Below are 12,946 nucleotides of genomic sequence, written 5' to 3'. Positions count from 1 at the left end.
CTGGCGTTTCGGACGCCCATCACGAAGTGAGCACCATCACTCCAGCATTTCCACAGCGTCGGCCGTCGGTAATGGATAACCGTAGTGCCAACCCTGGCCCACGGCATCGGCGGCCAGTTCACGCAGCAGGCTGGCCTGCTGTGGCGTTTCAATGCCTTCAATGATCACATCCATCCCCAGCTTGCGGGCAATCTGGTACATCCCCGGCAGCACCGAGCGCAGAGGTGAATCTTCGGTAATGGCGGTCACGAACATCCGGTCGATCTTCACGCCCTGGAACGGCGATTCGGCCAGGTGCGAGAAGTTCGCACTGCCGGTGCCGAAGTCATCGATCAGCAGCTTGTAACCCATCGCCTCCAGCTCGCCGATGTTGGCCTTGCCGACCGCGCAAAGTTGCTCCCGTTCGGTCACCTCAATGCGTATCTGTGAGGGGCGCAGGCCTGCCTCGTGCAGTAACGCATCCAGATAGCGCACTACATTGGGCTGGGCCAGATCATGGGGTTCTGCGTTCACGCTCACATACAGCTGCGGGTGGCGGCGCAGCGAAGGCCCCAGTTCCTGCAACGCCCGGGCCAGCACGTGGCGGAACAGCAGCGGCGTCAGGTTGAACTGCCGTGCAATGGGCACGAACACCGAAGGCGGAATGTCCTCGCCGGCGTCCGGATGCCAGCGGCTCAGGGCTTCGAAGCCGACCAGTTGCTGATCGCGTATACGACAAAGCGGCTGATACACCAGCTTTATCTCGCCCTGTTTTATGGCCTGGTCCAGACGCGCGTGGATCGAGCCATCCTGAGCATTGCGCCGGCGCGCCAGAACGTAGGCGCCGACCGCACCGGCGATCGCGCTCAGGCACAGCATCAGCGCCAGCACCCAGGCCGGCAGCCCGGCAACGGACCGGCGCGGGGTTTCCACCACCACGCAGACGGTGTTCTGCGTGCTGCAGGTGCGGCTGTGCACGGTGGCGACCTGCGCGGCGGCCCCGGCACCCGATTGCAGCTTTCTGATGGTGTAGCTGCGATTGCCCGCGACGATGCTGAGCGTGCTGGTACTGGTGGCCAACCCGTCTATGCCGTCGAATGCCGAGGTGGACGAGACACTGAAAATGCCGTCGCGGGCAATCAGCGTCGTGCCCTCATACTGGGTTCCCGCCAAGTCCTCGCTCAGCCAGACCCGCGAGTTTCCCAGGTGGAACGTAGGCGGTGGCAGCGGCCGTGCAGCCAGATCGCCCCAGGTGGCTGAGCAGGTCAAACGCCCTTCATCAAGCCGCCCCAGATCGGCAATGAAACTGGAGTGGAAGGTAAGGGCCTTGAAGCGATCCAACTCGTCGGCGGAGCAGGGCGTGCCCGGTACCCGCAGCGCCTCGTCCATCACATCGCGGCGCACGCGGGTAATGGTCTCCGAGCGGCCCAAGACTGCCTGGGCGATCCGCTCGGACGTGGCATTGTCTTCTGAATAGAGCACGGCCTGCGCCCCGGCCAGCAGGGCGGCGGCGGCCAGCGCGGCAATCACGATAGCCTCGGTAACAGCGCGGCGGCGGGCGGTTGCTCGAATCAGGCTCAAGTACGGCCCCCTGTACGACATGGCGTCTTGGGCTGGCCCCAGCATGGGGCCAAGGGGCGGTGGGGGCAAGGGGGAGGGGGGGCAGACGCAGGCGCCGTAGAGTCGAGCTTGCTCGACTAAACCCTCGATCCGCTACCATCCTCCCACACACCAGGGGGCTGGCATGGACGCAAGAATCGGTTTCTTCATCGCGCTGATAACGCTGGCGCCGTCGGCACACGCCCAGCAGATGCGCTCCGCCACCGGGCCCCAGCCCGCGCCGAAGCACACGCCATCCGTTCCGAAGGCGCACAACCCCGGTGCCCAGCCGATGAAATGCGATCAGTTCATCGACCCGCGCATGCGGCTGTACTGCGCGGACATCGAGCGTGGCTACGTACAGGGCGAGGCCCGGCGCCAAGGGCTGCCTACGCCATCCAGTGAAGTCGTCCGCCTGCCGGCCTATGGAACGGCTGAGTCCAAGCGGGTAGGGGCAGCCTGCTTGGGTGGCACGGCCATGCGGCGCCTGAGCAATGGTTGGGAGCAGCTACGCACTGCCAAGGGCGAATGGCTTCGCTGTCGGGAGCAGTGAGACAGGGGCAACGGATGGGTAGCAGGCGGGCCTGTCAGAACACTGTTGCGCTGTAGACAAGATCCATTTCCCTATCGTGCGTGACCCAATGGGTCGTCGCGCCTTCGGTGCACAGATAGAACGTGCCGTTGGAAGCCGATGCGCGCGACCGGGCATCACGGGCGAACAATGGGAACCGGCGCATTACGCGCTTGCCGGGCATTTCCGGCCGCGCCGCATTGCTGCAATTCTCGGGCAACACAAGTGCGCCAGATCGCAGGCGGAAGACCAGCCATGACGCATTCGTGTCGATGTCGTGGGTCTCGCGGATGTTGACCGCATCTGCAGGCAACCACGTGGGCAGCCACTTCGCTTCGCCGATGGCGTTTCTGTTCATGGCCTCATCGCGGTCGGCGTATTCAGCGCTCACCACTTCCATGCAGCCAGGCACGAAGAGTGCCAGGGCGAGTATCAGCAAGATCCGGAAAAGCTTCATGCGAACATCCCCTCTGCAGCAAACAATAGCGAACCCACAGCTTGCGTCGCGCTATACCCGTTGTAGCGCGGCGCCCCTTCGGTACTGATCAGGCGTCCGACCAGCATGGCGCTTGAACATCTCACTGAACGACGTTGAATTTGCGTACCCCAGATCTTCTGCAATCTGCGTAATCGACCGTTCCGACCCCAAGGCATCGATTGCCTTTAGAAAGCGAAGTCGATTGCGCCACTCTCCGAACCCCATGCCCAACTCCCGCTTGGCCAAGCGTTCGAGCGATCGGACACTGATATGGTGGTGCTGTGCGACCTGAAGTGCAGAAGGAGATTCCTGAAGGCAAGCCTCGGCATACCTCAGAATCCGCTTCAGCATCTCACCGCGGGCCAGCGGCAGAAAGCTGGCCATCACCGGCGCAGCCAGAATCAGATCAAGCGCCACCGCGCAAAGCCTCCGGTCTTCCGGCGTTACGGCTTCATCGATGCCCCGACGGGCGAGCTCATCCAGGACTTCTTTCAGCAAGGCGCTGACCGCCAACGCCGTTGGGGTGCCGGGCATCCTCACGGACGCCTCCGTGGAAAGATACGCGGAGCGATACATCACCGCGCTGCGATTGCGGGAGGAATGCACAACACCCGGCGGTATCCATATCGCATAGTGCGAAGGGGACACCATCCAGTCGTCTCCTGCCTGCAGCTCCATGACGCCCTGTGCGACGTAGTTGAACTGGCCCCAGGGATGTACATGGGCGTCCCAATCGGTAGGGGGCAATGTGCCTTGCCGGACGTAGATGTCGCCGGGAATGGAAGTGAACGAGGGGATGGGATCCAAGGCCATGTCGCATTCGCCAAGAAGATTGACGCAAATTATGGATGTAACGAAATTACGCCAAGTCTACGCTGGCGACCGTTGATTTCCAGTCGTCGAGATTGCCATGTACTACCTGCTGCCGCTTCTTGCCTGCCTGCTCTGGGGCGCCAACACCATCGTTACAAAGCTCGCCGCAGGATCCGTCGGCCCGGTGGACATCAGCTTCTGGCGCTGGCTTGCTGCTGCCATCATCCTGCTGCCCTTCGCGCTGCCACGGCTGAAGACCAATCTGGCGGTCATCAAGGCCAACTGGGCTCGATTCTTCGTGCTGGGGGCGTTGGGTGGCGTCATGTTCCAATGCTTGGCTTACTACGCCGCGCATTTCACGTCTGCCACCAACATGGGTGTCATCCAGGCGCTCATTCCGCTGATCGCGTTGGGGCTGTCACGCGTCTTCATGGGGAACGCGATCCGCGTCGGCGCGGTGATCGGCTCGATCATTTCCCTGGTTGGGGTGATTGCAGTGGTGTCTCACGGCGATTTTGAAGCGCTGGCATCCCATGGCATCAACAAGGGCGACGCATTGATGCTGCTCGGTGCGGTGGCGTTTGCTACCTACAACCTGCTGATGCACAAGTGGCGCATTGCCGTAACGCTGATCGAATCGCTCTTTCTCCAGGCCACGTCTGCAACGATCCTGTTGCTTCCGCTATGCCTTGCTGCAGGCAATGGCGTGCAGGGCGGGGCGGCCATTGGCTGCATCGCATTCGCTGCGGTCGGCGCCTCGATCATGGCACCGTTGGCCTGGATGACAGGCCTGCATCGACTGGGCGCCGCCCGCGTTGCCGGATTCTTCAACCTGGTTCCCATCGTCACCGCCTTGCTTGCCGTACTGGTGCTGGGCGAGGCATTGAACACCTGGGTTGTTGGCGGGGGCTTGATGGCCGTGTTCGGCGTGGTACTGGCCGAGTACGCCGCTCGCAGGAAGCCTGACGATGTCATGGTCGTGGATGACGCGTCGGCGTCACACTGACGTGAATCAAGCAATGTGGTCGCAGACTAGCCGCTTGCGTCCTCCAGCACCCCCACCGATCGCACAGGGAACCACCCCGGATTCGAACGGATCGCGTCCAGCAGCTTCTCTGGAACCTCCGCTTCCCCAGCGTCGGCGTCCATAGCCAGTGCGGTCACGATATCCCGATCGTGCGCCGCCTGCGCTTTCTGCACCCACTGTGGATCCATCACCAGGCCACGCCCGACCGCAGCAAGGGTCAACCCACCCTGCAGAGCGGCGCGCGCATTCTGGGGCAAACGCAGACCGCCTGCAGCCATCAACGGCAGGCGCCCTGCAACGCGCTCAATGAACAGCTCGGCGGTGGTTCTCTCATCCACTGCATCCGACGGCTTGCCGCCCAGGACGCTGTAAAGCGACGCGTGCAGATAGTCCAGGTTTCCCTCTGCAACCAGCGCGTCCACCAAGGCCAGGGCATCACCTACGCGCAGCGCGCCTTCGCCCGGTTCCTCAGGGGATATCCGGTAGCCCAGCAGGAAGGGCCGCCGGGCGCGAAGGGCAATCACACGGCGCACTTCACGTACCACCTCCAGCGGGAAGCGCATTCGCGCCTCCAGGGTGCCTCCCCAGTTGTCGGTTCGTTGGTTGAACAACGGCGACAGGAAGTTCTGGATCAGGAAACCATGCGCACCATGAAGCTCCACGCCGTCGAATCCCGCCTCGATCGCGCGGCGGGTGGCTTCGCCAAAGTCATGGATGACGGCCAGCACCTCGTCATCGTCAAGCGCACGACTCATGATCTCGCCACTATTGAACGGCCCCTTCGGTGCCGCCATGGCACTGGCGCTGACCAGTTCGCCTTCGGGTATCAGCGAGGGCACCGCCTTGTTGCCCGCATGAAAGATCTGCAGCACGGCAGGGGCGCCGCCGCTCTTTGCAGCCTGTGCCAGCTTGCGCAGACTGGGGATGAAACGATCATCATGGGAGGCGAACTCGTCGGTGAAGCCGACACCGTTGGCCTGCACCTGGGTGCAGCCGGTCAGCACCAGGCCCACACCCTGCACGCGGGCACGGTAGTAGGCCAGCTCGTCTGCGGAAACGGTCTGGTCCGGGTTGGACGACCAGGTGGTCATCGGTGCCATCACGATCCGGTTGCGCAGCACCGTGCCGTTGCTGAAGACATAGGGTTCAAACAGCGGGTCATTCATCGTCGATATCACGCGGTTACATGAAGAAGGGCTTGTCGCCGTCGGTGCCGGGTTTGTTCACGCCCAGGTCCGCCCCGACGAAGCGTGCCGGGTCAACGATGATCTGGCCGATCAGATCGCCGACGCTCCTGCGGGAAACGATGGTGCCCTTGAACGGCTGGCCCTTTTCAGTGGTCTGGTAGTCCACCTCGTCTTCGTCGGTCAACCAGGCCGGGCGCAGGATCGTATAGTCCAGCCCGGAAGCCTCGATGGCATCGGCCGCACGCCTGAAGGGTTTCAGGTCTTCGCCGATGATGTCGTTGTTCCAGTCGCCAAACGCGCCCGGCACCTCGTCGTAGATCCCCAGCGACAGAACGAAGACCAGGCGCTTCACGCCGGCGCTCTGCATCGCTGCAATGACCGCCTGCGCCTGCCTGTCCAGGTCGTCGCCGGTCAGGTTGGCGTAGACGATGTCCTGTCCTGCCACCGCATCCTTCAGCAGTTTCCTGTCCAGCACGTTGCCGATGACCACCTTCGCGTTGGCCGGCTCCTTGCCGGTCAGCTTCTTCGGGTCGCGCAGCAGCAGGGTCTGTTGGATGCCTGCCTCTGCGGCGAGCGAGCGGATCACCCACTGGGCGATCTGCCCGCTTGCGCCGAGGATAAGAACGTTCTTCATGTGTGTGATCCTGTGTTGTCAGGCGCCGATGTAGGCGCCGTTGTCGACTACCAGCACCCGTCCCGTAACTGCGCGTGCCATGTCGCTGGCCAGGTAGAGGATGGCGTTGGCCTGGTCCTCGGGCTGGGTGAAGGGCAGGGACTGGTCGGTGTGTTTTGTGATGTAGGGAACCATCGTCGATCCCCCGGTGAGTTTGCCGGCCGCCCAGTCACGGGCCATCGGCGTATCGGTGTTGCCCGGGGCCACCGCGTTGCAACGGATGCTGGTGCCCGAGAAACGCACGGCGATGTTGGTGGTCATCGCGTTCACCGCTGCCTTGGTGGACACGTACGCCAGTCCGCCCAGCGGCAGCGAGCCGTTCACCGAGGTCACGTTGACGATGGCGCCGGTGCCGCGCGGCATGAAGTGCGCGACGGCCTCGCGACAGAAGCGGAACACGCCGGCGTAGTTCACCTGCACCACTTCATCGAAGTGCTCGTCGGTGTATTCCTCGATGGACATCATGTCGCCATAGCCGGCGTTGTTCACCAGGATGTCCACCTGTCCGAACGCCTCGATGGCCTGGGCGAAGACACGCGCCGGTGCCGCAGGGTCGGCCGAGTTCGCAACGATGCCCAGCGCGTGGCCACCATCGGCCTGGATGTCTTGCACGACTGGATCAAGCTCGGCCTGGTCCAGGGCGGTCAGCACGACCTTGGCGCCGTGCTCGACAAACCGCTTCGCCGTGGCCAGACCGATGCCCTTGCTGGCACCGGTGATGATGGCGGTCTTTCCAGAGAGAAGAGGGTTCATGTGTACTTCCTTTGCGTATTGCGTGCTGCGTGGCGACCTGGCGGCCTGTCAGAGCGTTGCCTTGAAGAACGGAACCACCTGGGCCATCGCAATGGCGACCGGCCCCGGCTTGTCGTACAGGTCGTAGTGCGACCAGCCTTCAGCGACGACGATCTGCTTGTTCTCGGACGCTGCACGGCTGTAGATCTCCCAGCCGTCACGGTAGGCGCCGAAACCACCGGGCTTGTTACCAATCACCACCATCAGCGGCTGGGTCAACAGCACTTCCGCGTTGAGGAAGGCATCCCAGCCCATCGCCGCGCCGCTGAAGGACATCAGCTGGCTGGTGGCGCCATTGGGCTGCTGGCCGCGCGCCGTCTTGTAGTACTCGGTGGCTTCCAGCACGTCGATGTCCGTGATACCTGCCGCTTTGGCAGCATCCTCCGAGTCCGGTAGCAGGTTGGCGACATCACGCTCGGCACCCTGCGCCTGGGCCGTGCGCATGCCGGCGATGTTGGCGGCCAGTTCGCGCGGCTTGAACTGCGCAAAGCCCTCGCGGATCAAACGGCCGTAGTTCACGCCGGTGATGGACACCAGTGCCTTGATGCGGTGGTCGGTAATGCCAGCGTGGATGGTGTACGCACCGCCGCCGCAGACACCGATGGCACCAATGCGACCGGCATCGACATACGGCAGCGACTGCAGGTAATCCACGGCGAAACGGATATCCGAAACCCGGATCGACGGGTCTTCGATGAAGCGCGGCTCGCCGCCGCTGGCGCCCTGGAAGCTGGCATCGTGCACCAGCACCACGAAGCCTTGTTCGGCCAGGCCCTTGGCGTAGACATTGCCCGCGGTCTGTTCCTTGCAGCTGCCGATGGGATGGGTGCTGACGATGGCTGGATACTTCCTGCTTTCGTCGAAACCAGCCGGGAAGTAGATGTCGGCTGCAGTCTGCCAGCCCAGGTTCGCGTAGGTGACCGTCTTGATGGAAACGGTATTCATCGTGTTCTCCTGGTTGGACCGGGGTTTACTTCAGGCGGCTCTGGAAGAACGGCGCCAGCACCGAGACCGCTTCATCCACGAAGTTCGGTACGTCGTACAGCGACATGTGATTGGCGCCCTCAACCACATGCAGGGACTTGTCCTTGCTTGCGGCGCGGGCCAGCAGGTCATCGCTCATCCACTTGCTGCCGGCAACGCTGCCAGCCACGGCCAGGATGGGCTGGGTCAGGAACGCTTCGGCCTTGTTGTAGGCGTCGTAGGTGATGATCTGGTTGAGGTTGCGGGTCAGCGCGAAGCCCGGCGCGTTGGGGTGCTCGGCGCGTGGGGTGTGGTAGTACTCCCAGGCTTCGCGCAGCTCGGCATTGGGCGCGTCTTCTTCGCGCAGCGGTGCCAGTGGGATGGTGGCGAACTGGCCCGAGGCGATGTCGGTGGTGCGCGCATTTGAACCGAAGTCCAGGTAGCCCACGGCGTCGGCGTCCTTGACCGTGTTCTCCCAGCCGTTGCGGAACATCTGGCCAATGTTCACCGCACTGACCATGCCCAGCGCCTTGATGCGGCGATCGTTGATCGCAGCGTTGGCGCTGTACCCGGCACCGGCACAGATACCCATCGCGCCGATCCTGTCCGGGTCCACGTAGGGGAGGGTGGTCAGGTAGTCGATGACTGCACTCACATCCTCCGTGCTGACATAGGGGTTTTCCAGCTGCCGCGGTTCGCCGGTGCTGGCGCCCTGGTAGGAACGGTCGAAGGCGATGGTGACCAGGCCGGCTTCGGCCAGCTTCTTCGCGTACAGGCCGGCGGTCTGCTCCTTCACGCCGCCACCGGGGTGCGACACCACCACCGCGGGGTACTTCGCGGCATCATCAAAGCCTTCGGGGAAGTACAGCGTGGCCGCCGTGGTGACGCCCTGGCCGTTGAGATTCTTGAACGTGACGTTGCGCATCTGCGTGCTCCGGGGTGGGTATTCTGTGGCCGGCTCGAGTGCCGACGGTGCCCATGCTATTGACCGGATTGGGCGCGATAAATAGCCTTCCGGATACATGAGTCGTAAGAAGAGCTAAACAATGCCCCTCGAGCCTTCCCTGGTAACGGCCCTGACCTGGTTCGCCCATATCGCCCGGCACCGCAGCTTCACCAAGGCGGCGGCGGAGATGGAGATCACCCGGGCGGCACTGTCCCAGCACCTGAAGGCGCTGGAGGAGCGGCTGGATGTGCGCCTGCTGCATCGCACGACCCGCAACATGTCGCTTACCGAAGAGGGGCAGCAGCTGCTGGGCGTGCTGCAGCCGGCACTGGCGGCCATCGAGAGGGCCGTGGGTGAACTGGGCGAGGTCCACGCAGAGCCCTCGGGCGTGATCCGCATGAACTCCTCACGCATCGCCTCGCGATTGCTGCTGGAACCGCACATGGGCGAGTTCCTGGCGCGTTACCCCAAGCTTCGGCTGGAACTGATCATGGACGATGGCTTTTCCAATCTGGTTGCCAACGGTCTGGACGCCGGCATCCGCCTGGGCGAAAGCCTGGACGAGCACATGGTGGCGGTGCCCATCACGCCGCCACTGGAGATGGCCATCGTCGGGTCACCCGCCTACTTCGAGCGCCATGGGATCCCCGAGACTCCGGCAGACCTGATCGGTCACAACTGCCTGGCGTATCGGTTCACCTCCAGCGGCACGATCGACCACTGGACCTTCACCGCGCCGGGCGAGGACGGGCGGAAGCTGGTGTTCGAGCCGCAGGGCAACGCGGTGTTCAACGACGATGACAGCATGCTGCGAGCCGCCCTGCAGGGCGTAGGCCTGGTCCGCCACATCGATCTGTGCGTGCGCGAACAGCTGGCCAGTGGCGCACTGGTGCGCGTGCTGGCGCCGTGGTGTCGCCCCTTTCCCGGCTTCTTCCTGTACGTCCCATCACGCGCCCAGATGCCGGCTAAGGTGCGGGCACTGATGGATTTCCTGATCGAGCGGCGCGAGGCGCTGGCCTCGCCCCAGCGCAAGCGCGTGGCAACCGAAGACCGCCGCGTAAAGAAGCGGCACGGAAGCCGCCCCAAGCCCCTGTAGAGTCGAGCTTGCTCGACTACGGATGCCCCCAGACCCCTCGCCCAGCATCAGGCAATCGGTTGCTCGCTCTCCAACGCGGCAACCAGCTGCGCGGTCGCCATGTCCACGCCCGCGAAGTAGTCGTCCCAGTCCGCATCGGCGTGCTTGCTCAGATAGAGGTCGATGGTGGGATAGACGGCTTGCCCGTCATGCACCTCGTTCAGCATCAACGCCACCTCCACGGCAGGCGAGGCGGGCATGGCATTGAGTGTCCGGCCCACCGCCTCGAACACCGCGATCGCCCGGGCGCTCTCCTCGGCGCTGCGCGGGATCAGACCGACGTGGCGCTCGTCCGGGCGCCGGCCATCGGGCCGGTAGTCATGGCCTTCGCAGCTGGTATACGTCACCAGGTTGTGGTCCACGGCAATGGCCACCAGGAAGTCGCGCACACCGGGCTCCACCACGGCAAGGAAATCGGGATGGAAGCGAGAGGCCAGGCAACTGCTGGCGGGGTACGGTGCGCCTTCGTGATTCATGTTGCCGAAGATCGAGCGCTTCTGCGAAATGGGGGCATGCTCCCCGATGTGGCGCATCTGTGCATCATCCAGTGGCACGTCCCACAGGCGCATGAACAGATCGACCTGATCGGAGCGATTGTGCGCGCGCGGAGCAATACGTCGTAAGCCCATGAAACAACTCCTTGTTCAATGGATGGCGCAGGGGATCACGGGGGAGGGCGACGCCACAGCGCGTTGCTGCACCGTGCCTGCCTCCACGTGGTAAACACGATTGGCGCGCCGGATGGTTTCCGGGCGATGGGCAATGGAAACGCAGGTGATACCCAAGGCCACCAGGTTGTCGAGCAATCGCCGTTCCAACGCTTCGTCCAGATTGGCCGTGCCTTCATCCAGCAGCAGGATGCGGGGCTCGTGATAGAGCGCGCGGGCCAGCAGGATCCGCTGCTTCTGGCCGCCCGACAGCGCGGAACCCAGGTCACCGATGCGGCTGTTGAACTTCATTGGCATTGCATCGATGTCGTCCAGGATCAACGCCGTCTGTGCGCACTGGCGGGCCCGCGTTTCATCCGGGCTGGAGGTGAAGAATGCGATGTTGTCCAGGATGCTGCCGGTCAGCAGCATGTCCTCCTGCATCACCACGCCGAACAGGCGGCGGTACTGCTGCAGGTCGTAGCCTTGAATGTCCTCGCCGTTCAGGCGGATCTGCCCGGACTCCAGATCCAACAGGCCCAGCAATGCCTTGAACAACGTCGTCTTGCCACTGCCGGAAGGTCCGGTCAGGGCGATGAAGTCGCCGCGCTGTACCTTCAGCGAGACATCGCGCAGCACCAGCTTTTCCTGCGGCGCAAAGCGGGCGTTGATACCGTCCAGTTCGATGCGGAAATCGTACCGGGCAGCCTCGGGAACCCCACGGCTGTCGGCCGGGTCCTGCTCGATCGGCGAAACGGCGATCTCGGAAAGCCGGTCCATGTGCAGGCCGACCAGGCGCAGTTCCATCACCTGCTCTGCAAGTGCCATTGCCTTGGCGGCGAAGTGCGCCTTGTACACGAACAGCGCGAACAGCAAGCCCAGACTGATGCTGCCGTTGGCCACCAGAAGGGCGCCCACATACACACTGGCGGCCATGTCCAGCCCAAGCAGGGTGACCTTGGCGGCGCCCTGCGCGGACGCCATGATGCCTGCGCGCATGTCTGCATTCACCAACCGGCTGTAGTGGTTGGTCCATGCCCCCAGCCGTTCGTGCTCCTTGGCGAAGATCTTGATCGGCTGCATGCCACGCAGGGTTTCGATCACATGCGAGTTTTCCTCCGAGCGCGCCTTCACGGCATCCTCTGCAAACCGACGCGTGCGCTGGAACAGGCACAGTCTGGCGGTCAGATAGATCAGGAACGTGGCCAGTGCGATGCCGGCCATGGGCGGCGAGATCGCCGCGATGATGCCCAGCGCGGCCAGCGCGATGAGCCCGTCCAGAAGCACCCGCGGCAGGGCACCAGTCAACGTCTGCCGGATCGCATTCGTGGATTGGTACCTGTCGACCAGGTCACCAATGCAGCGCTTGCTGTAGAAGCCGAGTGGCAGACGCATCATGCGCTGGATGAGCGCGCCCATGAACTGGGCATTGAAGCGGGTGCCGAAGTGCAGCAGCACGTAGTCACGTGCCAACGCCACCATGCCATGCAGCAGTGCGACACCGGCAAAGCCCGCCGTGATTGCGGTGATGAAATCCATGTCCCGGTGCGCCAGCCCGGTGTCGATCACGGTCTTCAACAGCAACGGGCTGAGCAGGGCGAAGAGCTCAAGGAACAGCGTGATCCACAGAACCTGGCCGACGTAGCCGAATACCCCGCGGCTGGTGCGTAGCAGCGCCGCCAGCGTGAAGCGCTTGTCGACCCTTTGTACCGCAAAGGCAGGGCGGGGCGTGAGCTCCACGGCGATGCCGGTAAAGTGGTGCGAAACCTCGGCCAGCCGCAGGTGCTGCACGCCGTGGGCGGGATCGTGGATGATCGCCGTGTCACCACTGATGGCCACCAGCACCACGAAGTGCTCGAAATCCCAGTGCAGCAGCGCGGGCAGTTGCAGGCGCGGCAGATCAGCCATCTCGCAACGCAGTGAGCGCGCGGCCAGCTGCATTTTGTCGGCCAGTTCGACTACGTCGCGCAGGGTCGACCCCTTCAGCGAGATCGGGAAGCGCTCGCGCAATTCCAGCAGCGGAATGTCCATGCCATGGCTGGCGCCCACCATGGCCAGGCACGCCAGCGCGCATTCGCTGCTCTCTGCCTGGTAGATCATCGGAACGCTACGTGCGCGGAATTTCATATCGGACAG

At 63.6% G+C, this 12,946-nt stretch carries 13 protein-coding genes; 3 read left to right on the top strand and 10 right to left on the bottom strand.

What is annotated here, in order from left to right; genetic code table 11:
• Window positions 1–36: 36 nt before the first annotated feature.
• Entirely contained in the window at window positions 37–1,560 is a 1,524-nt protein-coding gene (locus C1930_RS10405; protein WP_159093588.1) for an EAL domain-containing protein, read from the bottom strand.
• A gap of 163 nt (window positions 1,561–1,723) precedes the next feature.
• Between C1930_RS10405 and C1930_RS20530 the strand changes: the two genes are divergently transcribed.
• Window positions 1,724–2,131, top strand: a complete 408-nt coding sequence (locus tag C1930_RS20530; RefSeq protein ID WP_234412636.1) for a hypothetical protein — start codon at window positions 1,724–1,726, stop codon at window positions 2,129–2,131.
• A 34-nt stretch (window positions 2,132–2,165) separates the two neighbouring features.
• Here C1930_RS20530 and C1930_RS10395 read toward each other — a convergent pair whose 3' ends face one another.
• Together C1930_RS10395 and C1930_RS10390 are read right to left on the bottom strand one after the other, a co-directional pair.
• A complete protein-coding gene (locus tag C1930_RS10395; protein WP_108756243.1) occupies window positions 2,166–2,606 on the bottom strand; it encodes a hypothetical protein in 441 nt (146 codons plus the stop codon).
• Window positions 2,607–2,657: 51 nt separating this feature from the next.
• Entirely contained in the window at window positions 2,658–3,440 is a 783-nt protein-coding gene (locus C1930_RS10390; RefSeq protein WP_108756242.1) for a helix-turn-helix transcriptional regulator, read from the bottom strand.
• Window positions 3,441–3,537: 97 nt separating this feature from the next.
• On the opposite strand from C1930_RS10390, the gene C1930_RS10385 reads away from it, so the two are divergent.
• Window positions 3,538–4,446, top strand: coding sequence for a DMT family transporter (locus tag C1930_RS10385; RefSeq protein WP_108756241.1), 909 nt, complete (start codon window positions 3,538–3,540; stop codon window positions 4,444–4,446).
• A gap of 26 nt (window positions 4,447–4,472) precedes the next feature.
• Here the strand turns inward: C1930_RS10385 and C1930_RS10380 are convergent, their stop codons facing one another.
• From C1930_RS10380 to C1930_RS10360, 5 genes are read right to left on the bottom strand one after another with little or no spacing between them, the layout of a single operon-like run.
• Window positions 4,473–5,633 carry an NADH-dependent flavin oxidoreductase gene (locus C1930_RS10380; RefSeq protein ID WP_108771670.1) on the bottom strand — a complete coding sequence of 387 codons (1,161 nt, stop codon included), beginning with the start codon at window positions 5,631–5,633 and terminating at the stop codon, window positions 4,473–4,475.
• 16 nt (window positions 5,634–5,649) lie between these two features.
• Window positions 5,650–6,288, bottom strand: coding sequence for an SDR family oxidoreductase (locus C1930_RS10375; RefSeq protein ID WP_108771669.1), 639 nt, complete (start codon window positions 6,286–6,288; stop codon window positions 5,650–5,652).
• An 18-nt stretch (window positions 6,289–6,306) separates the two neighbouring features.
• The gene (locus C1930_RS10370; RefSeq protein WP_108756238.1) at window positions 6,307–7,080 is read right to left on the bottom strand and encodes an SDR family NAD(P)-dependent oxidoreductase; all 774 of its coding nucleotides are present in this window, start codon (window positions 7,078–7,080) and stop codon (window positions 6,307–6,309) included.
• 48 nt (window positions 7,081–7,128) lie between these two features.
• Window positions 7,129–8,064: an alpha/beta hydrolase gene (locus C1930_RS10365; protein WP_108771668.1), complete on the bottom strand. Its 936-nt coding sequence runs from the start codon at window positions 8,062–8,064 to the stop codon at window positions 7,129–7,131.
• A 25-nt stretch (window positions 8,065–8,089) separates the two neighbouring features.
• Window positions 8,090–9,007 carry an alpha/beta hydrolase gene (locus C1930_RS10360; protein WP_108771667.1) on the bottom strand — a complete coding sequence of 306 codons (918 nt, stop codon included), beginning with the start codon at window positions 9,005–9,007 and terminating at the stop codon, window positions 8,090–8,092.
• Window positions 9,008–9,128: 121 nt separating this feature from the next.
• Here C1930_RS10360 and C1930_RS10355 point away from each other — a divergent pair, with 121 nt between their 5' ends.
• Window positions 9,129–10,124 (top strand): LysR family transcriptional regulator, encoded by a 996-nt coding sequence (locus C1930_RS10355; RefSeq protein WP_108771666.1) that lies wholly within the window; start codon window positions 9,129–9,131, stop codon window positions 10,122–10,124.
• A gap of 47 nt (window positions 10,125–10,171) precedes the next feature.
• Here C1930_RS10355 and C1930_RS10350 read toward each other — a convergent pair whose 3' ends face one another.
• Both C1930_RS10350 and C1930_RS10345 read right to left on the bottom strand, forming a co-directional pair.
• Window positions 10,172–10,792, bottom strand: a complete 621-nt coding sequence (locus tag C1930_RS10350; RefSeq protein ID WP_108771665.1) for a hypothetical protein — start codon at window positions 10,790–10,792, stop codon at window positions 10,172–10,174.
• 15 nt (window positions 10,793–10,807) lie between these two features.
• The gene (locus tag C1930_RS10345) at window positions 10,808–12,910 is read right to left on the bottom strand and encodes a peptidase domain-containing ABC transporter (protein WP_159093587.1); all 2,103 of its coding nucleotides are present in this window, start codon (window positions 12,908–12,910) and stop codon (window positions 10,808–10,810) included.
• Between the last annotated feature and the right edge of the window lie 36 nt (window positions 12,911–12,946).

Source organism: Stenotrophomonas sp. SAU14A_NAIMI4_8, assembly GCF_003086695.1.
Classification (GTDB): Bacteria; Pseudomonadota; Gammaproteobacteria; order Xanthomonadales; family Xanthomonadaceae; genus Stenotrophomonas.
The sequence above is the reverse complement of the archived record's forward strand: the minus strand, read 5'-3'. Positions and strand labels throughout refer to the sequence as shown.

Coding starts and splice junctions, on each gene's coding strand:
- C1930_RS10380 (WP_108771670.1), bottom strand. CDS start 5,633: ATGAATGACCCGCTGTTTGAACCCTATGTCTTCAGCAACGGCACGGTG.
- C1930_RS10360 (WP_108771667.1), bottom strand. CDS start 9,007: ATGCGCAACGTCACGTTCAAGAATCTCAACGGCCAGGGCGTCACCACG.
- C1930_RS10365 (WP_108771668.1), bottom strand. CDS start 8,064: ATGAATACCGTTTCCATCAAGACGGTCACCTACGCGAACCTGGGCTGG.
- C1930_RS20530 (WP_234412636.1), top strand. CDS start 1,724: ATGGACGCAAGAATCGGTTTCTTCATCGCGCTGATAACGCTGGCGCCG.
- C1930_RS10370 (WP_108756238.1), bottom strand. CDS start 7,080: ATGAACCCTCTTCTCTCTGGAAAGACCGCCATCATCACCGGTGCCAGC.
- C1930_RS10390 (WP_108756242.1), bottom strand. CDS start 3,440: ATGGCCTTGGATCCCATCCCCTCGTTCACTTCCATTCCCGGCGACATC.
- C1930_RS10375 (WP_108771669.1), bottom strand. CDS start 6,288: ATGAAGAACGTTCTTATCCTCGGCGCAAGCGGGCAGATCGCCCAGTGG.
- C1930_RS10385 (WP_108756241.1), top strand. CDS start 3,538: ATGTACTACCTGCTGCCGCTTCTTGCCTGCCTGCTCTGGGGCGCCAAC.
- C1930_RS10345 (WP_159093587.1), bottom strand. CDS start 12,910: ATGATCTACCAGGCAGAGAGCAGCGAATGCGCGCTGGCGTGCCTGGCC.
- C1930_RS10355 (WP_108771666.1), top strand. CDS start 9,129: ATGCCCCTCGAGCCTTCCCTGGTAACGGCCCTGACCTGGTTCGCCCAT.
- C1930_RS10395 (WP_108756243.1), bottom strand. CDS start 2,606: ATGAAGCTTTTCCGGATCTTGCTGATACTCGCCCTGGCACTCTTCGTG.
- C1930_RS10350 (WP_108771665.1), bottom strand. CDS start 10,792: ATGGGCTTACGACGTATTGCTCCGCGCGCGCACAATCGCTCCGATCAG.